Source organism: Methylobacterium hispanicum, assembly GCF_022179285.1.
Lineage (GTDB): Bacteria > Pseudomonadota > Alphaproteobacteria > Rhizobiales > Beijerinckiaceae > Methylobacterium > Methylobacterium hispanicum.
Map to the genome: position 1 here is coordinate 47745 of NZ_BPQO01000001.1, position 22179 is coordinate 69923.

Consider the following 22179-nt stretch of genomic DNA (forward strand, 5'->3'; position numbering starts at 1 on the left):
CCTCCATCGGGTCAGCTCAGCGCGACGTTCACCGCGCTTTCGGGCAAGTCCTTGCCGAAGGCGCGCTGGTAGAACTCCGCGACCAGCGTCCGTTCCAGCTCGTCGCACTTGTTCAGGAAGGTCACCCGGAAGGCGAAGCCGATGTCGCGGAAGATGTCGGCGTTCTCCGCCCAGGTGATCACCGTGCGGGGGCTCATCACGGTCGAGAGGTCGCCGTTCATGAAGGCGTTGCGGGTGAGGTCCGCCACGCGCACCATGCGGTTGACGATGTCGCGGCCCTGGTCGCCCTGATAGTGGGTCGCCTTCGAGAGCACGATGTCGACCTCGCGGTCGTGCGGCAGGTAGTTCAGCGTGGTGACGATCGACCAGCGGTCCATCTGGCCCTGGTTGATCTGCTGGGTGCCGTGATAGAGGCCCGACGTGTCGCCGAGGCCGACCGTGTTGGCGGTCGCGAAGAGCCGGAAGGCGGGGTGGGGGCGGATCACCCGCTTCTGGTCGAGGAGCGTCAGGCGGCCGGACACCTCCAGCACGCGCTGGATCACGAACATCACGTCGGGCCGGCCGGCATCGTACTCGTCGAAGACGAGCGCGACATTGTTCTGCAGCGCCCAGGGCAGGATGCCGTCTTGGAAGGCGGTGACCTGCTGGCCGTCCTGCAGCACGATCGCGTCCTTGCCGACGAGGTCGATGCGCGAGACGTGGCTGTCGAGGTTGATCCGGATGCAGGGCCAGTTCAGGCGAGCGGCGACCTGCTCGATATGGGTCGACTTGCCGGTGCCGTGATAGCCCGTGACCATCACGCGGCGGTTCTTGGCGAAGCCCGCCAGGATGGCGAGCGTGGTCTCGCGGTCGAAGATGTAGTCCGGGTCGAGATCCGGCACGTGCTCGTCGGCTTCCGAGAAGGCGGGCACCTTGAGGTCGAGGTCGATGCCGAACACCTCGCGGACCGAGACGTGGCGGTCGGGCATCGCGGCGGGCTTGTCGTCAGAGAGCATACGGGACCTCGTGGGGGCGGGCTCCGACGGCGGGTGCCGGATGACCTCGCGGATTCTCGGACCGGGCGGGCCGCGGACAAGCCGCGGTGCCGGCCTTCCTTAGCCGTCGTCGCGGCGGAGCGCCAAGGGGGCGGCGGCACGCGGGACGCGACGTCCGGGATCACCTCCATATAGGGAGCCCGCCGCCGTTGTCCGCCCGCACCGCGCGATAGCGACGCGCGGCGGGTGCATCCTTCGTGCCGATCCCGTCCCCGCCTGCTCCGGCCGAGGGCGCCCTAGCAGAGCCCGGCACCGCGCAGCACGTCGTGGGCGCGGATGATGTCGCGCAGGCGGTCCTCGAAGGAGCGGTCGCCGCCGTTGGCGTCCGGGTGGAAGCGCTTCACCAGCACCTTGTACTGCGCCTTGATGGCGGTGGCGTCGGCGGTCTCGTCGAGGCCCATCACGTCGAGGGCCTTGGCGACGGTGGCCGAGTGGCGCGGGCGCTGAGGCTCGGCCTTGCGGCGGGCCTCCCCGAGCCCTTCCGCCCGCAGGATGCCCAGCGGATCGACATAGGCCCAGTCGCGCTGCGGCTCCGATTTCGGCTTGGTCGCGCCGGTCTTGTTCACCCCCATCGCCCAGGTCGGCCGGTGCCCGATGATGGCGTCCTTCTGGTAGGCCTGCACCGCGGCGTCGTTCATGCCGTCGAAGTAGTTGTAGGTCGCGTTGTAGGCGCGCACGTGGTCCATGCAGAAGCGCCAGTACTGGCCCTCCGCCTTGCGGCCCTTGGGCGCGCGGTAGAGCCCCGGCCGGCCGCAGCCCGGGGTCTCGCAGACGGGCCCGGTCTCCTTCGCGTCGTCGCAGGAGGGCTTAATCCGGATGCTGTCGAACAGGCGCGAGTTGAGATCCATGACGGGGCGATTATGAGGGGGCGGACCGGAGACACAAGGCCGGCGGGCCTGATGCCGCATGCGGTGGATCGGGGTTGACGGACCGGCCGCCGGCGCCTCCGCCGGGAATCGAGGGTTTTCAGCCGATGGCGACGTTGCGGGACTGGATCGAGGAGACGCTTCGGACGCAGCTGGCGCCGACGCGGCTCGATGTGGTGGACGAGTCCCACCTGCACGCGGGCCATTCCGGATGGCGCGAGGGCGGCGAGACGCATTTCCGCCTCGACGTCGTCTCGGCGGCCTTCGAGGGCAAGAGTCGGGTGGAGCGTCACCGTCTGGTGAACGGGCTGATGGACGAGGCGTTCAAACGTGGGCTCCACGCCCTGGCACTGAAGGCGCGCACGCCCGGCGAGGCGGCCTGACCGGGCACCCGAGCCCCAACGGAGATATGGCGATCGTGGCCCTGGTCTGCACCCCTCAGATCGCCATCGCGGACGATGAGTTGGAGGAGAGCTTCGTGCGCGCCTCCGGCCCCGGCGGACAGAACGTCAACAAGGTCTCCACGGCGGTCCAGCTGCGCTTCGACGCGCGCCGCTCGCGCGCGCTGCCCGACGCGGTGGCGGTGCGGCTGATGCGGCTCGCCGGCCACCGGCTCACCCAGGACGGGGTGATCGTCATCAACGCACAGCGCTTCCGCAGCCAGGAGCGCAACCGCGAGGACGCCCGCGAGCGGCTCGCCGCGCTCGTCGCGGAGGCCGCGGTGCCGCCGACGCCGCGGCGGGCGACCCGGCCGACGCTCGCCTCGAAGAAGCGCCGCCTGGACGCCAAGAACCGCCGCGGCGCGGTCAAGCGCATGCGCGGCGGCCCCGGGGAGGATTGAGGCCGCCGCGCCTCAGGCGAGCGCCTTGGCCTTCGCGACGGGCTTGGAGCTCGGCGCGGCGTCGGGGGCCGGCGAGAAGCCCGAGACCAGCTCGCTGCCGGGCTTGGCGATCGTGAGGACGAGGGCGATGAGGGCGAGCAGCGCGGCCAGGGCCGCCGGGACCAGGAAGGCGGTCTCGCCGTAGCGCAGCTGCAGCACGCCGCCCATGATCGCCCCGAAGCTCAGGCCGCCCCAGAGCGGCGCTTGGATCCAGAACGACGAGGCGACCGATCCCATCAGCAGGTTGGCGAGGCCGGTGCCGAAGCGGACCACCGCGCCGGTGACGTAGGTGAGCGCGAGGCTGCGCCCGCCGTCATCCTGCAGGATCGCGTTCTGCAGGCCGAGCGCCAGGATGATCGGGTAGGCGTGCAGCGGGTAGGCGTAGGTGCCCCAGGGCATGAAGAGGCCGAGCCCGAGCAGGACCGCCTCGATCGTCAGGAGCGCGGCGAGCCGCCAGCGCCCGAACAGGGCGGCGAGCAGCGTGCCGAGGAACGCACCGAAGCAGAACACGATGATGGTGCTGGCGACGCGCGTGACGTTCTCCCAGTCGCTGTTGGCCACCGCGACGCCGAAGCGCGTGGTGTTGCCCGACATGAAGGACATGAAGAGCTGCGAGAATTCGAGGAAGCCGATCGAGTCGGCGCAGCCCGCGAGCACTGCCAGCGCGACCGCGAAGGGGATGCGCGTGGTGGGGCTTGCCGGGAACGACTTGTCCGCCGGCGCCTCTTTGCGCGTCTCCGTCATGCGCTCTTTCCTTTGTCACACGTCTTGGGAACCGCGTGATAAGCGCGAAAGACGGCAATGGTTCAGTGTTCGTGGAAACACGATGTGTTTTTCCTCAGCACGATGACCCGGCCCGGAACATCCCGGCCCCGTTCGCGCCGGATCGCCGCAGGGATGCGCAGCGCGGTCGCGAGCCCGGCGCCGCGCGCCGCCGTCTCTAGATGGGCGTCGGGGTGCGCGAAGCGCCCGTCCGCGCCCAGGCGCGCGGCGTCCACCGGGTCTCCCGCCGCCGCCTCGTCCGGAGACTGCACCGTGAAGGCGGCCAGCCCGCCCGGGCGCAGCACGCGGCCGATGCCCGCCAGCACGGGACCGAGATCGGCGAGGTAGATGAACACGTCGGCCGCGAGGCAGAGATCGGCGCAAGCCCCAGGCTCGCCCGCCAGGAACGGGACGAGGTCGCCTTCCGCGAGGCGGTCGTAGCAGCCCTTGGCGCGGGCGAGCCGGAGCATCGCGGGCGAGAGATCGACGCCGCCGAGATGGCCCGCCCGGTCGCGGATCGCCGCTCCCATCAGTCCGGTGCCGCAGCCGAGATCGAGCACGACCGCGAAGCGCGCGGGCGTGTCCGGCACCGCGTCGAGGGCCTGCCGCAGGAGGGCCGGGCCGCGATAGCCGAGCCCCTCGATGAGGTGCCGCTCGAAGCGGCCCGCGTAGCCGTCGAACAGGGCGCGCACGTAGGCGCTCGACAGGGCGGCGTCACCCCCGCCGAGCCGGGCCCGGTGCAGGCCGGCGCCGATCCGGTCCTCGGGGTCCAGGCCGTGGGCGGTCTCGAAGGCGTCGAGCGCGGCGCGCAACTGCTCCTCGGCCCCGGTCGCGGCGTGCAGGCTCTCGCGGGCGCGGCCCAGCAGCAGCCAGGCCGGGGCGTAGCGCGGCGCCCGCTCGATCGCCTGCTCGGCCATCTCGGCGGCGCCCAGGGCGTCGCCCTCCGCCAGGCAGGCCTCGGCGTAGACGTAGCGGCGGTCGGCGAGCAGGTCGCCGGAGGAGTGCTGGGACGCGTGCTGGGACATCGGGGCGTGCTGAACGGGGCGGGACGGGCGCCCTATATACCGGCGCCCAGACACGGACCATCATGCCGCTCCGCGCCAGCGACCTCCTCACCCTCACCCGCGAAGGGCTCTACTGCCCGCTCGGCGACTTCCACGTCGACCCGACCTGGCCGGTGCCCCGCGCGCTGATCACGCACGGCCACGCCGACCACGCGCGGGCCGGCCACGGCCGGGTGCTGGCGACGCCCGAGACCCTGCGGATCATGGCGGTGCGCTACGGCGCCGAGTTCTGCGGCACCCGCCAGGAGGCGGCGCTCGGCGATCCGATCCGGATCGGCGAGGTCACGGTGCGGTTCGCGCCGGCCGGCCACGTGCTGGGCTCGGCCCAGATCGCGATCGAGCGGGAGGGCGTGCGGGTGGTTGTCTCGGGCGACTACAAGCGCGCGCCGGACCCGACCTGCCTGCCCTTCGAGGTGGTGCCCTGCGACGTCTTCATCACCGAGGCGACCTTCGGCCTGCCGGTCTTCCGCCACCCCGACACGCGCGGCGAGGTGCGGCGCCTGCTCGAGTCCGTGCGGCTCTTCCCCGAGCGCGCCCACATCGTCGGCGCCTACGCGCTCGGCAAGGCGCAGCGGGTGATGGCGCTGCTGCGGGAGGAGGGCTGGGACCGGCCGATCCACCTGCACGGGGCGATGGAGAAGCTGACCGAACTCTACAAGCAGGAGGGCGTGCCGCTCGGCGACACCCCGAAGGTCGTGGCGGCCGAGCGCAAGGACCTGCACGGCGCCATCGTGCTCTGCCCGCCCTCCGCGATCCAGGACCTGTGGTCGCGCAAGTTTCCCGATCCGGTGACCTGCTTCGCCTCGGGCTGGATGCGTGTGCGCGCCCGGGCGCGCCAGAAGGGCGTCGAGCTGCCGCTGGTGATCTCCGACCATTCCGACTGGCCCGACCTCTGCCGCACCATCCGGGAGACCGGGGCCGGCGAGGTCTGGGTCACGCACGGGCAGGAGGATGCGCTGGTGCACTGGTGCGGCACGCAAGGCATCCGGGCCAAGCCCCTGCACCTGCTGGGCTACGGTGACGACGGCGAGGCCGAGCCCGCGCCCGAAGCCGGTCCTGGACCCGACAATGGGGCCGGCCCGGAGGAGGCCGCCGCGTGAACGCCTTCGCCGAACTCCTCGACCGCCTCGCCTACGAGCCGCGCCGCAACGCGAAGCTGCGCCTGCTGCAGGACTACTTCGCCCGGACCCCGGACCCGGAGCGCGGCTACGCGCTGGGTGCCATGACCGACACCTTGAGCTTCCGCGAGGCCAAGCCCGCCCTGATCCGGGCGCTGGTGGAGGAGCGGGTCGATCCGGTGCTGTTCCGGCTCTCGCACAACTATGTGGGCGACCTCGCCGAGACGACCGCGCTGATCTGGCCGGGGCCGGATGCGGGGGAGGCAGGGCTCGGCCACAACAACCCGCCCCCGCCGACGCTGGCCGAGGTGGTGGAGACGCTCGGCACCACGGCCAAGAAGGACCTGCCCGCCCACCTCGCCCACTGGCTCGACGCGCTCGACGAGACCGGGCGCTGGGCGCTGCTGAAGCTCGTCACCGGCAACCTCCGGGTCGGCGTCTCGGCGCGTCTGGCCAAGACGGCGGTGGGCGCGCTCGGCGGCCACGAGGCCGACGCGGTGGAGGAGGTCTGGCACGGGCTCACCCCGCCGTTTGCCGGGCTCTTCGCCTGGGTCGAGGGCAAGGGGGAGCGCCCCGAGACCCTGAACCCGGCCCCGTTCCGGCCGCCCATGCTCTCGCACCCGATCGAGGAGGAGGCCGACCTCGACCGGCTCGACGCGGAGGATTTCTCCGGCGAGTGGAAGTGGGACGGCATCCGGGTCCAGCTCGTCGGCGGCCGCGACCGGGACGGCGCCCAGGTCGCCCGGGTCTATTCCCGCACCGGCGAGGACATCACCGGAGCGTTCCCGGATCTCGCCGAGGCGATCACCTTCACGGGCAGCCTCGACGGCGAGCTGCTGATCCTGCGCGAGGGCCGGGTGCAGAGCTTCAACGTCCTGCAGCAGCGGCTCAACCGGAAGGCCGTCACCCCGAAGCTGCTCGACGAGTTCCCGGCGCATGTGCGCGCCTACGACATCCTGGCGGCGGACGGCGCGGACCTGCGGGTCGAGCCGTTCGAGACCCGCCGCGCCCACCTCGAAGCCTTCGTGGGCCGCCTCGATCACGCCCGCATCGACCTCTCGCCGGTGGTGCCCTTCGCGAACTGGGCGGAGCTGGCGGCGGCCCGCGCCGACCCGGCCTCGGTCGGCGCCGGGGAGGACGCCGACGCGATCGAGGGCGTGATGCTGAAGCGGCGCTCCAGCCCCTACCTGCCGGGCCGCCCCAAGGGGCCCTGGTGGAAGTGGAAGCGCGAGCCCCACATCGTGGACGCGGTGATGATGTACGCCCAGCGCGGCCACGGAAAGCGCTCGTCCTTCTACTCGGACTACACGTTCGGGGTCTGGCGGGAGGGGCCGGAGGGCGACGAGCTGGTGCCGGTCGGCAAGTGCTATCACGGCTTCACGGACGCGGAACTGCAAAAACTCGACCGCTACGTCCGCAACCACACCACCAAGCGCTTCGGGCCGGTGCGCGAGGTCGCCTACGGCCGCGACGCCGGGCTCGTGCTCGAGATCGCCTTCGAGGGCGTGCAGCGCTCGACGCGACATAAGTCGGGCGTGGCGATGCGCTTTCCCCGGGTCAGCCGGATCCGCTGGGACAAGCCTCCGGCCGAGGCCGACCGGATCGACGTGCTGGAGCGCATCCTCGCCCGCGGCGAGCGCGAGATCGCGCCGGGCCAGACGCTGGAGGAGACGCGATGAGACAGGGCCGGATCGGCGGGATCGAAGACTTCTCGGCGGGCGCGGTCGAGCGGCGGGCGGGCGCGCGCCTGACCATCGCCACGCCGGGCCAGGGCTTCACCGACTTCACCGAGGCGGTCGCCGCCTTCGTCCGCCAGAGCGGCATCCGGGACGGGCTCGTCCACGTGTTCTGCCGCCACACCTCGGCCTCGCTGACCATCCAGGAGAACGCCGACCCGGACGTGCAGACCGACCTGATGAGCGCGCTGGACAACCTCGCCCCGCGCGGGGCCGGCTACGTCCACGGCGCCGAGGGTCCTGACGACATGCCGGCCCATATCCGCACCCTGCTCTCCGATTCCGGGCTGACGGTCCCGGTCGCGGGCGGCCGGCTGGCGCTCGGGACGTGGCAGGGGATCTACCTGATCGAGCATCGCGACCACCCGCACCGGCGGCAAGTCGTGCTGAGCGCCGTGGGGAGCTGAGGGATTCCAGGGCTCCGCCCTGGACCCGCCAAAGCTCTCGACCTTTGGGATCCGGGACGTGTCAGAGCGTCCGGTACATCACCAGGGCGTCCACGTCGCCCTGGCTCGGATGTGCGAAGGCCTTGGGCAGGCGGCCGACGATGTCGAAACCGAGCGATTGCCAGAGGCGCACCGCCCGCACGTTCGTGCTCACCACGAAGTTGAACTGCACCGCGCGGTAGCCGCGCGAGCGGGCGAGCTCCAGCGCGTGCTCGCACATCCGCCGCGCCACGCCGCGGCCTGTCGCCGACGCGCCCGTCACGAAGCCGAAATTGCAGACGTGCCGCCCGCCGCCGGCCTGGTTCGGGCGGATGTAGGCGGTGCCGAGGACGACCCCGTCGACCTCGGCCACGAAGGTCTCCTTTTCGGGGGCGAACCAGTAGGCCAGCGCCGCCGCCCGGTCCATGTCGCGGTCGAGCGTGTAGGTCTCGCCCGCACGGATCACGGGCTCCAGGATCGACCAGAGCGCGTCGGCATCCTCGGGGCGGGCGCGGCGGATCAGCATGGCGTCACGGCCCGGCTCGCTCACAAGAACTTCGCCGGGTCCGTCTCCGGCGGGGGCACCGCCACGTCCACACGGTTCCACCAGCCGCCACCGAGCGCCTGGAACAGGGCCGCGGTGTCGGCGTACTGGGTCGCACGCGCGGAGGCCGATGTGACGAGCGCCGAGAGATAGCTCTGCTGGGCGATCAGCACCTGCGTGGCGTTGATGGCGCCCGCCTCGAACTGCTTGCGGATCAGCCCGAGGCTCTCGCCCGTGGCTTTCTCGGCCGCCGACGCCGCCGCGACCGCCCGCGCATCCGCCTGGAGCGCCCGCAGCGCGTCGGCGACGTTCTGGAAGGCCCCGACCACGGTGGCGCGGTACTGTGCCTGGGCCTGGGTCAGCGCCTCCTCCGAGGCGCGCTGGCGCCGGTAGAGCGTGCCGGCATCGAAGATCGGCGCCGTCGCCTGTCCGATGATCGTGAAGAAGCCCGCGCCCGGGTTCAGGAGCTGAGCGATGCGCACCGCGCTGGCGCCGCCGGTCGCCGAGATGGTGAATTGCGGCAGGCGGTTGGCCACCGCGACGCCGACGCCGGCGGAGGCCTGCTGCACCAGGGCCTCGGCCGCCTTCACGTCCGGGCGCTGCTGCACGAGGCGCGAGGGCAGGCTGACCGGCAGCCGGGTGGGCAGGCGGAGCGCTGCCAGCGTGAAGGTCTGCGAGACCTCCTCGCTCGGCAGCCGGCCGGTCAGCGCCGTGAGCAGGTTACGCTGCTGGGCGAGCTGCTTCTCCAGCGGCGGCAGGAGTTGCTGGGAGACCGAGAGCGCGGCCTGCTGCTGCACCACGTCGGCGCCCGCGATCTGCCCGAGCCTGAGCTGCTTGTTGTAGAGGTCCAGAACCTCGGTCTGGGCCTGGATCACCCGCTTCGTCGCGTCGATCTGCGCGCGCAGGGACGCCTCCTGGATCGCCGCCGTCACCACGTTGGCGGTGAGGCTGAGATAGGCGGCTTCCAGCTGGAAGCGCTGGTTCTCGGCCTGGGCCTCCAGCGCCTCGATCTGGCGGCGGTTGCCCCCGAACACGTCCGGGTTGAACGACACCGTCACCTGCGGGGTGTAGAGGCTGTAGAGGTACTGGGTCTGGTTCTGCAGCGGCGACTGCAGGTCGAGCCCCGGCGCGCGCGACCCTTGCGCCTGCGGCGTGGCCGAGAGCGTCGGGAACAGCGTGCCCTTCTGCGCGAGCACGTTCTGCTGCGCGATGCGCAAGCTGGCCTGGGCCGCCTCCAGGTTCGGGTTGTTGGCGAGCGCCTCCTCGACGAGGCGGTTCAGCGCCTTCGAGCGGAACAGCTTCCACCATTCCCCCGGGATGTCGGCGCCCGAGACGAAGCTCTGGTCGGCCGAGCCGCCCTGGCGCGTGGTGATGGCGTCGGCCGCGCTCGGGTTCTTCAGGGGCTCGCGCGTGTAGCGGGTGACCGGCGGGTCCTCCGGGGCCACGAAGTTCGGCCCGACCGCGCAGGCGGAGATGCCGGCGCAGAGCGCGGCGCAGAGCGCGCCGGCGAGCAGGCGGGACGCGGCCCGCGCCCTCCGTCCATGTCCTGCCACCATGGCGCCGCCGGTCCCCACCTTGGCATCGTGCCACCCGTAGAGGGACGCCGGGACGGTCCCTGTCAACGCTGGCCCGCGGCGCAGCATCGCGGCCGCGCGCGCCTGTTGCGCCCGCATCACGCCGCTGCCGTGTGGTGGTGCTGGGCCGGCACGGCGTCGCGGTTGGTCTTCCGCCGGGAGAACAGCGAGATCAGGACGGGGAGCACCACCAGGATCAGGTTCGGGGCGAGCAGGATGCCGCCGACCACCACCAGCGCCAGCGGCTTCTGCACCTGCGAGCCGATGCCGGTGGAGACGGCCGCGGGCAAGAGGCCGACGCAGGCGGCAACGCACGTCATCATCACCGGCCGCATGCGCACGATCGAGGCGTGCCAGACGGCCTCGGCCCGCTCCATCCCCTCGTCGAGGAGCTGGTTGTAGTAGGCCAGCAGGATCACGCCCTCCATGGTCGAGATGCCGAAGAGCGCGATGAAGCCGATCGCCGCCGAGATCGAGAAGGGCGTCGCCGTGAGGAACAGCGCGAGGATGCCGCCGATCATCGCCATCGGGATCACCGAGAGCGTGAGCAGCATGTCGGTGACCGAGTTGAAGTTGATGAATAAGAGGAGCGCGATCAGCACCAGCGTCAGCGGCACGACGAGGCTGAGGCGGGCCACCGCGTCCTGCAGGTTCGTGAACTGGCCGACCCACTCCATGTGGTAGCCGGCCGGCATCTCCACCTCCTGGGCGACGCGGGCCTGCGCTTCCAGCACCGCGCTGCCGAGGTCGCGCCCGCGCACCGAGAACTTCACCGGGATGTAGCGCTCCTGGTCCTCGCGGTAGATGAAGGCCGCGCCGGAGACGAGTTCGACGGTGGCGATCTCCGAGAGCGGCACCTGCACCACGCCGCCGTTGGGGTTGGGCGCCCCGATGGTGATGTTGCGGATCGTCTCCAGCGAGGAGCGATACTCCTTCGCCAGCCGCACCCGCATCGGGAAGTGCCGGTCCGAGCCGTACTCGTAGAGGTCGCCCGCGGTCTGGCCGCCGATCGCGGCCGCCACCGTGGTGTTCACGTCGCCGATGGACAGGCCGAAGCGGGCGGCCTTCTGCCGGTCGACGTCGATGCGCACCGTCGGCTGTCCGAGGGATGCGAAGACGGCCAGATCCGTGATGCCGGGCACCGTCGCGAGCACGCCCTTGACCGCCTCGGCGGTCTTGGTGATCTGCGCGAGGTCGGAACCGTAGATCTTGACCGAGTTCTCGCCCTTCACGCCCGAGGCCGCCTCCTGGACGTTGTCCTCGATATACTGCGAGAAGTTGAACTCGATGCCGGGAAACTCCTGCTCCAGGCGCTTGGAGAGGTTGCGGATCAGGGTCTCCTTGTCGAGGCCCTTCCGCCACTGGTCGATGGGTTTGAGCGGCGCCAGGATCTCGCAGTTGAAGAAGCCGGTGGCGTCGGTTCCGTCGGCGGGCCGGCCCTGGTGCGAGATCACGGTGACGACCTCGGGCACCTCCTGGAAGATCTTGCGCAGGCGCTGCACGGAGGCGTTGCCCGCCTCCAGCGAGATCGAGGCCGGCATGGTGCCGCGCACGTAGAGGTTGCCCTCCTCGAGCTTGGGCAGGAATTCCAGGCCGAGATTGCGCGCGGCGAGGCCCGAGACGAGCAGGATCGCCAGCGTCACGGCCAGCGACAGCACCCGGTTGCGCAGGCCGAACTTCAGGATGATCTCGTGGCCGAAGCGGAGCAGCTTCACGATCAGCGTGTCGCGCTCCTCGACGTGCTTGGGCAGGATGAGCGCCGAGAGGGCCGGCGAGACCGTGAAGGTCGCGATCAAGCCGCCGACCAGCGCGTAGGCGTAGGTCTTGGCCATCGGCCCGAAGATGTGGCCCTCGACGCCCGTCATCGTGAAGAGCGGCAGGAAGCCCACGATGATGATGGTGGCCGAGAAGAAGATCGCCCGGTTCACCTCGGCGCCCGCGATGGCGATGGTGCCGAGCCGGCCCGTGAGCCCGCCCGGCGCCCGCTGGCCCTTCGAGAGATGCGGCTCGGCGAGGTGCCGGAACACGTTCTCGACCATGATCACGGTGGCGTCCACGATGAGGCCGAAGTCGATCGCGCCGAGCGAGAGGAGGTTCGCGGAATCGCCCCGCACCACCAGGATCAGGATGGCGAAGCCCAGCGCGAAGGGGATCGTCGCCGCCACGATGATAGCGCTGCGGAGCGATCCTAAGAACAGCCACTGCACCACGAAGACCAGCACCACGCCGAAGACGAGATTGTGCATCACCGTGTGGGTGGTGGTGTGGATCAGCCCCGAGCGGTCGTAGATGCGCTGGATCTTCACGTCGGGCGGCAGGATCGTGGAGTTGTTGATCCGGTCGATCTCGGCCTCGACGCGTTTCAGGGTCGGCAGGCTCTGGCCGCCGCGGCTCATCAGCACGATGCCCTCGACCACGTCCGGCTGGTCGTCGTGGCCGACGATGCCGAGCCGCGGCGCGTTCGAGACGCGCACCTCGGCAACGTCCTTAACCAGCACCGGCACGCCGTTCACCTGCGTCAGCATCGTGTCGCGGATGTCGTCCATGTCGCGGATCAGGCCGATGCCGCGCACCACCGCCGCCTGCTCGCCGACGTTCAGCGTCTGCCCGCCGACGTTGATCGAGGAGTTGTTGAGCGCCGTCACCAGCTGGACGAGCGTCAGCCCTTGGGCCTGGAGCCGGTTGAGATCGACCGCGATCTCGTATTCCTTGGCCTTGCCACCGAAGGCCGTCACGTCGACCACGCCGGGGATCGCCTTGAAGCGGCGCTGCAGCACCCAGTCCTGCAGGGTCTTCATGTCGGCCGACGAGTAGCCCGCCGGGCCCACGAGCTTGTAGCGCATGATCTCGCCCACCGGGCTCGTCGGCGAGATCTGCGGCTGGGCCCCGTTCGGCAGGGGCGGCAATTGCGAGAGGCGGTTGAGCACGCGCTGCAGCGCCTGCTCGTACGTGTAGGCGTAGTTGAACTGCACCTTCACGTCGGAGAGGCCGAACAGCGAGATCGTGCGCACGACCGTGGCGTTCGGGATGCCGGCGAGCGCGACCTCCAGCGGGATCGTGATGTAGCGCTCGATCTCCTCCGCCGACTGGCCGGGATTCTGGGTGATCACGTCCACGAGCGGCGGGACGGGGTCTGGATAGGCCTCGATGTTGAGCTGGGTGTAGCTCGCGTAGCCGAGGCCCATCATCACCAGGAAGCCCAGGAAGACCAGGACCCGCTGGCGGAGCGAGAAGACGATCAGGCTGTTCATGGCGGCGCCCCCCGGCTCCCTCAGGAGGCCTTGTCGCCGGAGGCGGCCCGGTCGATGAACAGGGCGCCGCGGGTGACGACCTCCTCGCCCGGGCTCAGGCCCTCGACCACCTGCGCGTTCTCGCCGTTGATCAGCCCGAGCTTCACCGCGCGGGCCACGATGCTGCCGTCGGGCCTCGCCACCCAGACATGGGCGGCAGCGCCCTCGTAGACGATCGCGGCCATCGGCACCGCGGGCGAGGGCTGCGGCTTGCCGGTGACGATGGTGAAGGTCGCGAACATCTCGGGCTTCAGCAGCCGCTCGGGGTTGTCGACCTCGCTGCGCACGGCGAGCCGGCGCGTCGCCGGGTCGAGGCTCGCCGCCATGTAGTTGACCCGCGCCTTGAAGATGCGGGCGCCGAAGCCGGCGACCCGCGCCTCGACCTCCTGGCCGATGCGGATCTTCGGGATCTCGCTCTCGCGCACGTTGGCGATCAGCCAGACGGTCGAGAGGTCGCCGATCACGAAGACCGGGTCGCTGGAGGGGGTGAGGTACTGGCCGACGCCCACTTTGCGCTGCACGATGGTGCCGGCGATCGGCGCCCGGATCTCGACCTCGGGGTTCAGCCGGCCGTTCTTCTCGAAGCCCGCGATCTCGGCATCGGTCTTGCCGAGGAGGCGCAGGCGGTTCTTCACCGCGTCGAGCGTCGCCTCGGCGGTCTTCAGGTCGCTCTGGGCCGCGATCACGTCGTTCTGGGCCGACTGGTAGTCCTTCAGCGCCACGGCGCGGGCGGCGAACAGCTCCTGCTGGCGGGACGCGATGGTCTGGTCGAGCTTCAGGAGGGCCTGCTGCTTCTGCAGGTTGTTGAGGGCCGTCTGGTAGTCGTTCTGCGCCTGGACCATGTCGGTGGCCTCCAGCGTCAGCAGCACGGCGCCGGCCTTCACCTCGTCGCCCGCCCGGGCCAGAACCTTCGTGACCCGGCCCGAATACGGCGCGGCCACCGGCACGTTGTCGTCCTCGTTGAGCGCGATGCGCCCCTCCGCCATGCCCTCGGGCCGGAAGGTCATGGTGGCGACCGGGTGAATCTCGAAGGCGGCGCGCTGCTCCCGCGTCGGACGGAAGACGCGCTCGCCCGAAGAGGCCGTCTCGGCCCGCTCGGCCGCCTCTTCCGCCGCCTCGCCGCCCCCTGTGAGGTCCCGGACGTAGGCGATCGCCCGCTCGGCCGCGTCGCGCACCGGCTGCGGGAACACGGCCACCGCGGCCACCAGCGCCACGCACAGGAGCAGCGCAGCGGCGACGGGCAGCAGGCCGACCCGGCGCGCGGCGCGCGCCTCGCCGCTGCGGGCTTCGGGCTCCAGAGGATTGCGGGCGTCCATCGTGGTCTCGGGGTCGGTCCGCAGCAGGTTCGGCACCGCGGGCCGGCGCGCGATTCGCGCCCGCCTTCGCCTGCTCGCATCGAGACGACCCTTATCGCTTTTCTGTGGCAGAAGAACCGGGCGGCCGACGAGTTTTGACCGCGGTTGCAATTTAGCACTGACGACAATTTGATGAACGCGGCTCGCATCTTGGGCGATGGGCGCACGGCCGCCGTGCCGCCGCCGCGGGCGCCCCCGCCTCCCTGTCCTGACCCGACCTGGATCCTGCCCCGGATCCGGGAGGGCGCTCCCGGGTTGGCCTGAGAGGGTGGGCGGCAAGGGCAGGTGGGAAGAGAGCCGATGGTCCAGCAGATCCCGGTCGATCCGAACGCGCGCGCGGACGACCCGCGCGCCGACGCCGAGCGCGACGACGCCACCCACGAGGTCCGGCCCGACCTCGCCTACCAGCGCCACGTCATCGCCAACGTCGCCTATGTCGGGCGCCCCGGCGAGGCCGGCTGGGTGCTGGTCGATGCGGGCTTTCCCGGCACCCGCGGGCGGATCGAGGAAGCGGCCGAGGCGCGCTTCGGCGGCGCGCGGCCGGCCGCGATCCTGCTCACCCACGGGCATTTCGACCATGTGGGCGTGCTGGAGGACCTGGCGGCGGCCTGGGACGTGCCGGTCTACGCCCACCGCCTGGAGCGGCCCTATCTCGACGGCAGCGCCGCCTACCCGCCGGGCGACGCGAGCGTCGGCGGCGGCGCGATGGCGCTGGCCTCGCCGCTCTTCCCGACCAAGCCCGTGAACGTCGCCGCGCAGCTGCGCGACCTGCCCGAGGACGGCAGCATCCCGGACTTGGCCGGCTGGCGCTGGATCCACACGCCCGGCCACTCCCCGGGCCACGTCTCGTTCTGGCGGGAGAGCGACCGAGCGCTGATCGCGGGCGATGCCTTCATCACCACGGCGAGCGAATCGGCCTACGAGTCGATCGTGCAGACCCCCGAGATCCACGGGCCGCCCAAATACCTGACCATCGACTGGCCAGCGGCGCGCGACTCGGTCCGGGCGCTCGCCGCCCTGAAGCCGGACCTCGCCGTCACCGGGCACGGCCGCGCGCTGGCCGGCACCGAGTTGCGGCGCGGCCTCGAGGCGCTCGCGGCGGATTTCGACCGCATCGCCGTTCCGGACCAGGGCCGCTACGTCGAGCGGCCCAACCGCGCCGAGGACGGCTCGGCCTACCGGTCACCCTGAGGCGGGCCGACCCCGGCCCCGGCCCCGACGGGCCGGCCGCTTCCCTCAATGGGCCGGCAGCGGACCGGCCGTCGGGCGGCCCCGCATCGCGAGGGCCGTCGCGGCCGCCCCGACGACCTCCACCAGCGCGAAGGCGAGGAGCGGCATCGGGGCGAGGTCGGCCATCACCAAGAGGACGAAGGCGGCGGCGAGGCAGGTCCGGACGACGACGCTCGCGCCGATCAGCGGCCGGTCCTCGTGCCGCGCGAACAGCGCGTCGTAGGCGGCGAAGCAGAGCATCAGGAGCCCGACGACCCGGAAGAGGTAGGGCTCGCCCGCCACGCCGAGCAGCCGCGCCACGCCCTCGGGGGCGAGCAGGAACGCGAGGCCGGCGGCGGTGAGGTAGGCGGCGTGGGCGATGACGGTCCTGGCCGGCGCGCTCATGCCGGCCTTCATGGCGGCTCCCATGGCGAACCTCCGCAGAAGATCTTGCAAGTAACCGTTTGCGCAAGATTATTACACACCCAGCCCGAAGAGCGCCGAAATCACGCATGTTAATGCCACCCCGGACGATCCCGTCGGTCCGGCTCGATACGGATCACGCGGTCTGAAACATCCACCCGCGGCGGGATGTTGCGCCGCACCGCCGAGACGTGCTTTGATCATCGCGTCCGCTAAAGGCGATACGGGAGAGCCCAGTCCGGCCGGAGACGGTCGGGCATGGCGCCGACGGAGCAACCACCCCCGGAAACTCTCAGGCACAATCACCGTATCGTTGGACAATCTGGAGAGAGGCGCCCTCGGGCGTCCACCGAAGGAGAAACCTCGCGGCGCGAGCCCGGGGGAAGCTCTCAGGTAACCGCGACAGATGGGGGCAGGCCGGAAACGCGCGTGAGGCGCCTTCCGGACGCACGCTGTCGTGGAGAATCCGGATGTCGGCACAATCCGTCGAGACCGCCCCCCTTCTCAAGACCCCGCTGGACGACCTGCATCGGCGCCTGGGCGCCCGGATGGTGCCGTTCGCCGGCTACGCCATGCCGGTGCAGTACCCGGCGGGGCTGCTCAAGGAGCATCTGCACACCCGCGCCGCCGCGGGCCTGTTCGACGTCTCGCATATGGGTCAGGTCGCCCTCCGGGCCGGCGATGTGGCGGAGGCCGCCCGGGCCCTGGAGGCGCTGGTCCCGGCCGACATCCTCGGGCTGAAGCCGGGGCGCCAGCGCTACGGCCTGCTCACCGACGGGCAGGGCGGCATCCTGGACGACCTGATGGCTGCCCATCTCGGCGACCGGCTCGTCCTCGTGGTCAACGCGGCGAACAAGACGGCCGACCTCGCGCATCTGCGGGCCAGCCTGCCCGCCTCGGTCACGGTCGAGGAACTGCCCCGCGCGCTCCTCGCCCTGCAGGGGCCGGGCGCGGAGGCGGCGCTCGCCCGGCTCGCGCCGGAGGTCGCCGCGATGCGCTTCATGGATGCGCGGGCGGTGGACATCCTGGGCGCCGCCTGCGTCGTCACCCGCTCCGGCTACACGGGGGAGGACGGGTTCGAGATCTCGACGCCGGAGGCGTCGGCCGAGCCGATCGCCGAGGCGCTGCTCGCCGACCCGGCCGTGCTGCCGATCGGACTCGGCGCCCGCGATTCCCTGCGTCTCGAGGCGGGCCTCTGCCTGCACGGCGCCGACATCGACGCGACGACGAGCCCGGTCGAGGCCGCCCTCGGCTGGGCGATCTCGCCGGCCCGGCGCCGCGGCGGGGCCCGTCCGGGCGGCTTCCCGGGCGCCGAGCGGATCCTCGCCGAGCTGGCGGCGGGCACCGGGCGCCGCCGCGTCGGCCTGCTCGCCGAGGGTCGCGCCCCCGTGCGGGCCGGCGCGCCGCTCTTCGCCGACGACGAGGGGAAACCCGTCGGCCACGTCACCTCCGGCGGCTTCGGGCCGAGCCTCGGGGCGCCCGTCGCCATGGGCTACCTGCCCTGCGGCCTGACCGAGCCCGGCACCCGGGTCCGGGCCGAGGTGCGCGGCCAGCGCCTGCCCCTCACCGTCGCCCCCCTCCCCTTCCTCCCCGCCGGCTTCAAGCGCGGCTGAACCCTCCCGGAGCCAGACCCATGCTGAGATACACCCAGGAGCACGAGTGGCTGCGGCGCAAGGGCGACGTCGTCACGGTCGGCATCACCGCGCACGCCGCCGAGCAGCTCGGCGACCTCGTCTTCATCGAGCTCCCGAGGGTCGGGGCGAAGCTCACCCAGGGCGCCTCCGCCGCGGTGGTCGAGTCGGTCAAGGCCGCCTCCGACGTCTACGCGCCGCTCGACGGCGAGGTGACGGAGATCAACGAGGCGGTGGTGACGAACCCCGAGAGCGTCGGCTCCGACCCCGAGGGCGAGGGCTGGCTCTACCGGATGCGGCTCGAGGATCCCGCCGCCTTCGAGGCCCTGATGGACGCGGCGGCCTACGCCGCCCTGCCGAAATGAGGGAGGGGCCCATGACCCACTACGACCCCTACGACTTCGCCAACCGCCGCCATATCGGCCCGACGACGGCCGAGATCGGCGAGATGCTCGCGGTCTGCCGGGCTGCCAGCCTCGACGCCCTCGTGGACGAGACCCTGCCGCCGGACATCCGCCAGGCGGCGCCGCTCGCCTTCGGCAAGCCGCTGACCGAGCGCCGCGCCATCGAGACGATGCGGGCGACCGCCGACAAGAACCGGCTCCTCGTCTCGCTGATCGGCCAGGGCTACCACGGCACCACGATGCCGCCGGCGATCCAGCGCAACATCTTCGAGAACCCGGCCTGGTACACGGCCTACTCGCCCTACCAGCCCGAGATCAGCCAGGGGCGGCTCGAGGCGCTCCTGAACTTCCAGACGCTCGTCTGCGACCTCACCGGGCTCGACGTGGCCAACGCCTCGCTGCTCGACGAGGCCACCGCCGCGGCCGAGGCGATGGGCATGGCCAACCGCGTCGCCGCCTCGAAGCAGGACGCCTTCTTCGTGGACCGGGACTGCCTGCCCCAGACCATCGCGGTGCTCAGGACGCGGGCCGCGCCGCTCGGCTGGCGCATCGTGGTGGGCGATCCCTTCGCCGACCTCGATCCCGCGGCGGTCTTCGGCGCGCTGTTCCAGTACCCGGGCGTGAACGGCGCGATCCACGATTTCTCGGGACCGATCGCGGCGCTTCACGCGGCGGGCGCCGTCGCGGCGGTCGCGGCCGACCCGCTGGCGCTCACGCTGCTCAAGCCGCCCGGCGAGATGGGCGCCGACATCGCGGTCGGCTCGATGCAGCGCTACGGCGTGCCGATGGGCTTCGGCGGCCCGCACGCCGCCTACATGGCCACCCGTGACGCCCACAAGCGGGCGCTGCCGGGGCGCATCGTCGGCGTCTCGGTCGATGCCCACGGCAAACGCGCCTACCGCCTCGCGCTCCAGACCCGCGAGCAGCACATCCGCCGCGAGAAGGCCACCTCGAACATCTGCACCAGCCAAGTGCTGCTCGCGGTCATCGCCGCGATGTACGCGGTCTACCATGGCCCGGCAGGCCTCAAGGCCATCGCCCAGCGGGTGCACCGCGACGCGGTGCGGCTCGCCGACGGCCTCACCGGTCTCGGCTTCCGGGTCGAGCCCGAGCACTTCTTCGACACGATCACCGTCGCGGTGGGGCCCTTCCAGGGCGTGATCCTGAAGAGCGCCGTGGAGAACGGGGTGAACCTGCGCAAGGTCGGCGACGACCGGATCGGCATCACGGTGGACGAGCGCACCCGTCCCGACATCCTCCAGGCGGTCTGGCGCGCCTTCGGCGGCCACGAGGTACCCTACGACGAGGCGTGGCCGGAGCAGCGCCTGCCGGAGGGCCAGCTGCGTACCTCGCCCTACCTGACGCACCCGATCTTCCACATGAACCGGGCCGAGAGCGAGATGACGCGCTACATGCGCCGCCTCGCCGACCGCGACCTCGCCCTCGACCGGGCGATGATTCCCCTCGGCTCCTGCACGATGAAGCTCAACGCCACGGCGGAGATGCTGCCGATCTCCTGGCCGGAATTCTCGGAGATCCACCCGCACGTGCCCGACGACCAGGCTGCGGGCTACCACCAGCTTATCGGCGACCTCTCCGAGAAACTCTGCGCGATCACGGGCTACGACGCGATCTCGATGCAGCCGAACTCCGGCGCGCAGGGCGAGTATGCGGGGCTGCTCGCCATCCGCCGCTATCACCGCGCGCGCGGCGACACGCACCGCACCGTCTGCCTGATCCCCTCCTCGGCCCACGGCACCAACCCGGCCTCGGCGCAGATGTGCGGGATGAGCGTGGTGGTGGTGGGCGCCGACGCCAACGGCAACGTGGACGTGGAGGATTTCCGCAGGAAGGCCGAGCAGCACGCCGACAGGCTCGCGGCCTGCATGATCACCTACCCCTCAACCCACGGCGTCTTCGAGGCGCGGGTGCGGGAGATCTGCGCGATCACGCATTTCCACGGCGGCCAGGTCTACCTCGACGGGGCGAACCTCAACGCGCTGGTGGGGCTCGCCCGGCCCGGCGATATCGGGGCCGACGTCAGCCACCTCAACCTGCACAAGACCTTCTGCATCCCGCACGGCGGCGGCGGGCCCGGCATGGGGCCGATCGGCGTCAAGGCGCACCTGATCCCGTTCCTGCCCTCCGATCCGCGCAGCGGCGAGGAAGGCGCGGTCTCGGGCTCCGCCTACGGCTCGGCCTCGATCCTGCCGATCTCGTGGAGCTACTGCCTGATGATGGGGGGCCGCGGCCTCGCCCAGGCGACGCGGGTGGCGATCCTCGGCGCCAACTACATCGCGGCGCGCCTCGGGGGCGCCTACCCGATCCTCTACGCGGGCGAGCGGGGCCGCGTGGCGCACGAGTGCATCGTGGACCTGCGCCCCTTCCAGAAGAGCGCCGGGATCACGGTGGACGACGTCGCCAAGCGCCTGATCGACAGCGGCTTCCATCCGCCGACCATGAGCTGGCCGGTCGCCGGCACGCTGATGATCGAGCCGACCGAGTCCGAGACCAAGGGCGAGATCGACCGTTTCTGCGACGCCATGCTGGCGATCCGCGAGGAGATCCGGGCGATCGAAGAGGGGCGGGCCGACCGGGCGGACAACCCGCTCAGGAACGCCCCCCACACGGTCCAGGACCTCGTCGGCGCCTGGGAGCGGCCCTACTCGCGGGAGGCCGGCTGCTTCCCGGCGGGCAGCTTCCGGACCGACAAGTACTGGCCCCCGGTCAACCGCGTCGACAACGCCTACGGCGACCGCAACCTCGTCTGCTCCTGCCCCCCGCCGGAGAGCTACGAGGCGGCCGCCGAGTGAGGCGGACCCGGCCCTCCCCCGTTCGCGGGGGAGGGTTGGCGCAGGGCTCCCGCGCGGCGTAGATCCGGCCGGCGCCGCTGTCCGGGCGCACAAGGGAGTCCTACCCATGCCTCTCGACGCGTCCGCACGCGGCGTCTACCCGATCGCCCCGACGCCGTTCCACCCGGACGGCCGGATCGACTTCGACTCGATCGACCGGCTGACCGAATTCTACCTCGGCTGCGGCGCCACGGGCCTGACGGTGCTCGGCGTGATGGGCGAGGCACCGAAGCTCGACCACGCGGAGGGCCTCGCGGTCGCCACCCGCTTCATCCGGCGCGCCGGCAACCTGCCGGTGATCGTCGGCGTCTCGGCGCCGGGTTTCGCCGCGATGGCCGGGCTTGCCCGCGCCGGCATGGAGGCGGGTGCGGCCGGCGTGATGATCGCGCCGCCCAACACCCTGCGCACCGACGACCAGATCGCGACGTATTATCGGCAGGCGGCCGAGGCGATCGGCCCCGACGTACCCTTCGTGATCCAGGACTATCCGCTGAATTTCTCCGTGGTGATGACGCCTGGCGTGATCCGCCGCATCGTCCAGGAGAACGCCAACTGCGTCATGCTGAAACACGAGGACTGGCCGGGCCTGGAGAAGATCTCGCAGCTCCGCGCCTTCGAAGCCGACGGGGCGATGCGCCGCATCTCGATCCTCTGCGGCAACGGCGGCCTGTTCCTCGATTTCGAGTGCGAGCGCGGGGCCGACGGCGCCATGACCGGCTACGCCTTCCCCGACATGCTGATGGATGTGGTGCGCCTCGCACAGGCCGGCGAGCGCGACCGCGCCCACGACCTGTTCGACGCGCATCTGCCCCTGTTGCGCTACGAGCAGCAGCCGGGCGTCGGCCTCGCGATCCGCAAATACGTGATGGCCCGGCGCGGCCTCATCGCCTCGGACGCACAGCGCAAGCCCGCTGGCGGCATGAGCGCCACCGCCCGCGCGGAGGTCGAATACCTGCTCGCCCGCCTCGCCCGGCACGATCCCCGCGCGGCGGTCTGACGCGTCGCGCGGCGT

19 protein-coding genes and 1 riboswitch are annotated in these 22179 nt (G+C 71.5%); of the genes, 10 read left to right on the forward strand and 9 right to left on the reverse strand.

Annotated elements, in window-relative coordinates:
- Positions 1–11: 11 nt before the first annotated feature.
- Positions 12–995, reverse strand: a complete 984-nt coding sequence (gene cobS, locus MFF56_RS00210) for a cobaltochelatase subunit CobS (protein WP_066926649.1) — start codon at positions 993–995, stop codon at positions 12–14.
- A 275-nt stretch (positions 996–1270) separates the two neighbouring features.
- A complete protein-coding gene (locus MFF56_RS00215; protein WP_066919700.1) occupies positions 1271–1882 on the reverse strand; it encodes a J domain-containing protein in 612 nt (203 codons plus the stop codon).
- 125 nt (positions 1883–2007) lie between these two features.
- On the opposite strand from MFF56_RS00215, the gene MFF56_RS00220 reads away from it, so the two are divergent.
- On the forward strand, positions 2008–2283 hold the full coding sequence (locus tag MFF56_RS00220) for a BolA family protein (protein ID WP_066919702.1): 276 nt from the start codon (positions 2008–2010) through the stop codon (positions 2281–2283).
- 26 nt (positions 2284–2309) lie between these two features.
- On the forward strand, positions 2310–2741 hold the full coding sequence (gene arfB / locus MFF56_RS00225; protein WP_066919704.1) for an alternative ribosome rescue aminoacyl-tRNA hydrolase ArfB: 432 nt from the start codon (positions 2310–2312) through the stop codon (positions 2739–2741).
- Between the two features lie 12 nt (positions 2742–2753).
- On the opposite strand, the gene MFF56_RS00230 is transcribed toward arfB, so the two are convergent.
- Both MFF56_RS00230 and MFF56_RS00235 read right to left on the reverse strand, forming a co-directional pair.
- Positions 2754–3524 (reverse strand): YoaK family protein, encoded by a 771-nt coding sequence (locus tag MFF56_RS00230; RefSeq protein WP_238229293.1) that lies wholly within the window; start codon positions 3522–3524, stop codon positions 2754–2756.
- A 62-nt stretch (positions 3525–3586) separates the two neighbouring features.
- The gene (locus tag MFF56_RS00235) at positions 3587–4567 is read right to left on the reverse strand and encodes a class I SAM-dependent DNA methyltransferase (protein ID WP_066919008.1); all 981 of its coding nucleotides are present in this window, start codon (positions 4565–4567) and stop codon (positions 3587–3589) included.
- 62 nt (positions 4568–4629) lie between these two features.
- Here MFF56_RS00235 and MFF56_RS00240 point away from each other — a divergent pair, with 62 nt between their 5' ends.
- From MFF56_RS00240 to MFF56_RS00250, 3 genes are read left to right on the forward strand one after another with little or no spacing between them, the layout of a single operon-like run.
- Positions 4630–5706, forward strand: a complete 1077-nt coding sequence (locus tag MFF56_RS00240; RefSeq protein ID WP_238229294.1) for a ligase-associated DNA damage response exonuclease — start codon at positions 4630–4632, stop codon at positions 5704–5706.
- Entirely contained in the window at positions 5703–7403 is a 1701-nt protein-coding gene (locus MFF56_RS00245; RefSeq protein ID WP_066924666.1) for a cisplatin damage response ATP-dependent DNA ligase, read from the forward strand. Before MFF56_RS00240 ends, MFF56_RS00245 begins: the two co-directional genes overlap by 4 nt.
- Positions 7400–7867 (forward strand): secondary thiamine-phosphate synthase enzyme YjbQ, encoded by a 468-nt coding sequence (locus MFF56_RS00250; RefSeq protein WP_066924667.1) that lies wholly within the window; start codon positions 7400–7402, stop codon positions 7865–7867. Before MFF56_RS00245 ends, MFF56_RS00250 begins: the two co-directional genes overlap by 4 nt.
- 61 nt (positions 7868–7928) lie before the next feature.
- Here MFF56_RS00250 and MFF56_RS00255 read toward each other — a convergent pair whose 3' ends face one another.
- The 4 genes from MFF56_RS00255 to MFF56_RS00270 are packed head-to-tail and all read right to left on the reverse strand — an operon-like array spanning position 7929 to position 14609.
- Positions 7929–8411 carry a GNAT family N-acetyltransferase gene (locus tag MFF56_RS00255; RefSeq protein ID WP_066920225.1) on the reverse strand — a complete coding sequence of 161 codons (483 nt, stop codon included), beginning with the start codon at positions 8409–8411 and terminating at the stop codon, positions 7929–7931.
- Positions 8412–8431: 20 nt separating this feature from the next.
- Positions 8432–10051: an efflux transporter outer membrane subunit gene (locus MFF56_RS00260; protein WP_238229295.1), complete on the reverse strand. Its 1620-nt coding sequence runs from the start codon at positions 10049–10051 to the stop codon at positions 8432–8434.
- Positions 10052–10101: 50 nt separating this feature from the next.
- Positions 10102–13254, reverse strand: coding sequence for an efflux RND transporter permease subunit (locus MFF56_RS00265; RefSeq protein ID WP_066920218.1), 3153 nt, complete (start codon positions 13252–13254; stop codon positions 10102–10104).
- 20 nt (positions 13255–13274) lie between these two features.
- A complete protein-coding gene (locus MFF56_RS00270) occupies positions 13275–14609 on the reverse strand; it encodes an efflux RND transporter periplasmic adaptor subunit (RefSeq protein WP_066920224.1) in 1335 nt (444 codons plus the stop codon).
- Between the two features lie 339 nt (positions 14610–14948).
- Between MFF56_RS00270 and MFF56_RS00275 the strand changes: the two genes are divergently transcribed.
- Positions 14949–15839, forward strand: a complete 891-nt coding sequence (locus MFF56_RS00275; protein ID WP_066920212.1) for an MBL fold metallo-hydrolase — start codon at positions 14949–14951, stop codon at positions 15837–15839.
- A 45-nt stretch (positions 15840–15884) separates the two neighbouring features.
- Here MFF56_RS00275 and MFF56_RS00280 read toward each other — a convergent pair whose 3' ends face one another.
- Positions 15885–16286, reverse strand: coding sequence for a hypothetical protein (locus MFF56_RS00280; protein WP_066920211.1), 402 nt, complete (start codon positions 16284–16286; stop codon positions 15885–15887).
- A 208-nt stretch (positions 16287–16494) separates the two neighbouring features.
- Positions 16495–16598: riboswitch (glycine riboswitch) on the forward strand.
- A 152-nt stretch (positions 16599–16750) separates the two neighbouring features.
- Here MFF56_RS00280 and gcvT point away from each other — a divergent pair.
- The 4 genes from gcvT to MFF56_RS00300 all read left to right on the forward strand — a co-directional run bounded on the left by gcvT (position 16751) and on the right by MFF56_RS00300 (position 22164).
- Complete coding sequence (gcvT, locus tag MFF56_RS00285; RefSeq protein WP_066920210.1) at positions 16751–17893, forward strand: glycine cleavage system aminomethyltransferase GcvT; 1143 nt, start codon at positions 16751–16753, stop codon at positions 17891–17893.
- A 20-nt stretch (positions 17894–17913) separates the two neighbouring features.
- Entirely contained in the window at positions 17914–18276 is a 363-nt protein-coding gene (gcvH, locus tag MFF56_RS00290) for a glycine cleavage system protein GcvH (RefSeq protein ID WP_066920206.1), read from the forward strand.
- An 11-nt stretch (positions 18277–18287) separates the two neighbouring features.
- Positions 18288–21128, forward strand: a complete 2841-nt coding sequence (gene gcvP / locus MFF56_RS00295) for an aminomethyl-transferring glycine dehydrogenase (protein WP_066920205.1) — start codon at positions 18288–18290, stop codon at positions 21126–21128.
- A gap of 106 nt (positions 21129–21234) precedes the next feature.
- Positions 21235–22164 carry a dihydrodipicolinate synthase family protein gene (locus MFF56_RS00300; protein WP_066920204.1) on the forward strand — a complete coding sequence of 310 codons (930 nt, stop codon included), beginning with the start codon at positions 21235–21237 and terminating at the stop codon, positions 22162–22164.
- The last annotated feature ends 15 nt before the right edge of the window (positions 22165–22179 follow it).

Bases quoted from the DNA above. Each gene is read 5' to 3' on its own strand.
- cobS (WP_066926649.1), bottom strand. From the start codon at position 995: ATGCTCTCTGACGACAAGCCCGCCGCGATGCCCGACCGCCACGTCTCG.
- MFF56_RS00250 (WP_066924667.1), top strand. From the start codon at position 7,400: ATGAGACAGGGCCGGATCGGCGGGATCGAAGACTTCTCGGCGGGCGCG.
- gcvH (WP_066920206.1), top strand. From the start codon at position 17,914: ATGCTGAGATACACCCAGGAGCACGAGTGGCTGCGGCGCAAGGGCGAC.
- arfB (WP_066919704.1), top strand. From the start codon at position 2,310: ATGGCGATCGTGGCCCTGGTCTGCACCCCTCAGATCGCCATCGCGGAC.
- MFF56_RS00300 (WP_066920204.1), top strand. From the start codon at position 21,235: ATGCCTCTCGACGCGTCCGCACGCGGCGTCTACCCGATCGCCCCGACG.
- MFF56_RS00265 (WP_066920218.1), bottom strand. From the start codon at position 13,254: ATGAACAGCCTGATCGTCTTCTCGCTCCGCCAGCGGGTCCTGGTCTTC.
- gcvP (WP_066920205.1), top strand. From the start codon at position 18,288: ATGACCCACTACGACCCCTACGACTTCGCCAACCGCCGCCATATCGGC.
- MFF56_RS00240 (WP_238229294.1), top strand. From the start codon at position 4,630: ATGCCGCTCCGCGCCAGCGACCTCCTCACCCTCACCCGCGAAGGGCTC.
- MFF56_RS00215 (WP_066919700.1), bottom strand. From the start codon at position 1,882: ATGGATCTCAACTCGCGCCTGTTCGACAGCATCCGGATTAAGCCCTCC.
- MFF56_RS00270 (WP_066920224.1), bottom strand. From the start codon at position 14,609: ATGGACGCCCGCAATCCTCTGGAGCCCGAAGCCCGCAGCGGCGAGGCG.
- gcvT (WP_066920210.1), top strand. From the start codon at position 16,751: ATGTCGGCACAATCCGTCGAGACCGCCCCCCTTCTCAAGACCCCGCTG.
- MFF56_RS00230 (WP_238229293.1), bottom strand. From the start codon at position 3,524: ATGACGGAGACGCGCAAAGAGGCGCCGGCGGACAAGTCGTTCCCGGCA.
- MFF56_RS00220 (WP_066919702.1), top strand. From the start codon at position 2,008: ATGGCGACGTTGCGGGACTGGATCGAGGAGACGCTTCGGACGCAGCTG.
- MFF56_RS00255 (WP_066920225.1), bottom strand. From the start codon at position 8,411: ATGCTGATCCGCCGCGCCCGCCCCGAGGATGCCGACGCGCTCTGGTCG.
- MFF56_RS00235 (WP_066919008.1), bottom strand. From the start codon at position 4,567: ATGTCCCAGCACGCGTCCCAGCACTCCTCCGGCGACCTGCTCGCCGAC.
- MFF56_RS00275 (WP_066920212.1), top strand. From the start codon at position 14,949: ATGGTCCAGCAGATCCCGGTCGATCCGAACGCGCGCGCGGACGACCCG.
- MFF56_RS00280 (WP_066920211.1), bottom strand. From the start codon at position 16,286: ATGGGAGCCGCCATGAAGGCCGGCATGAGCGCGCCGGCCAGGACCGTC.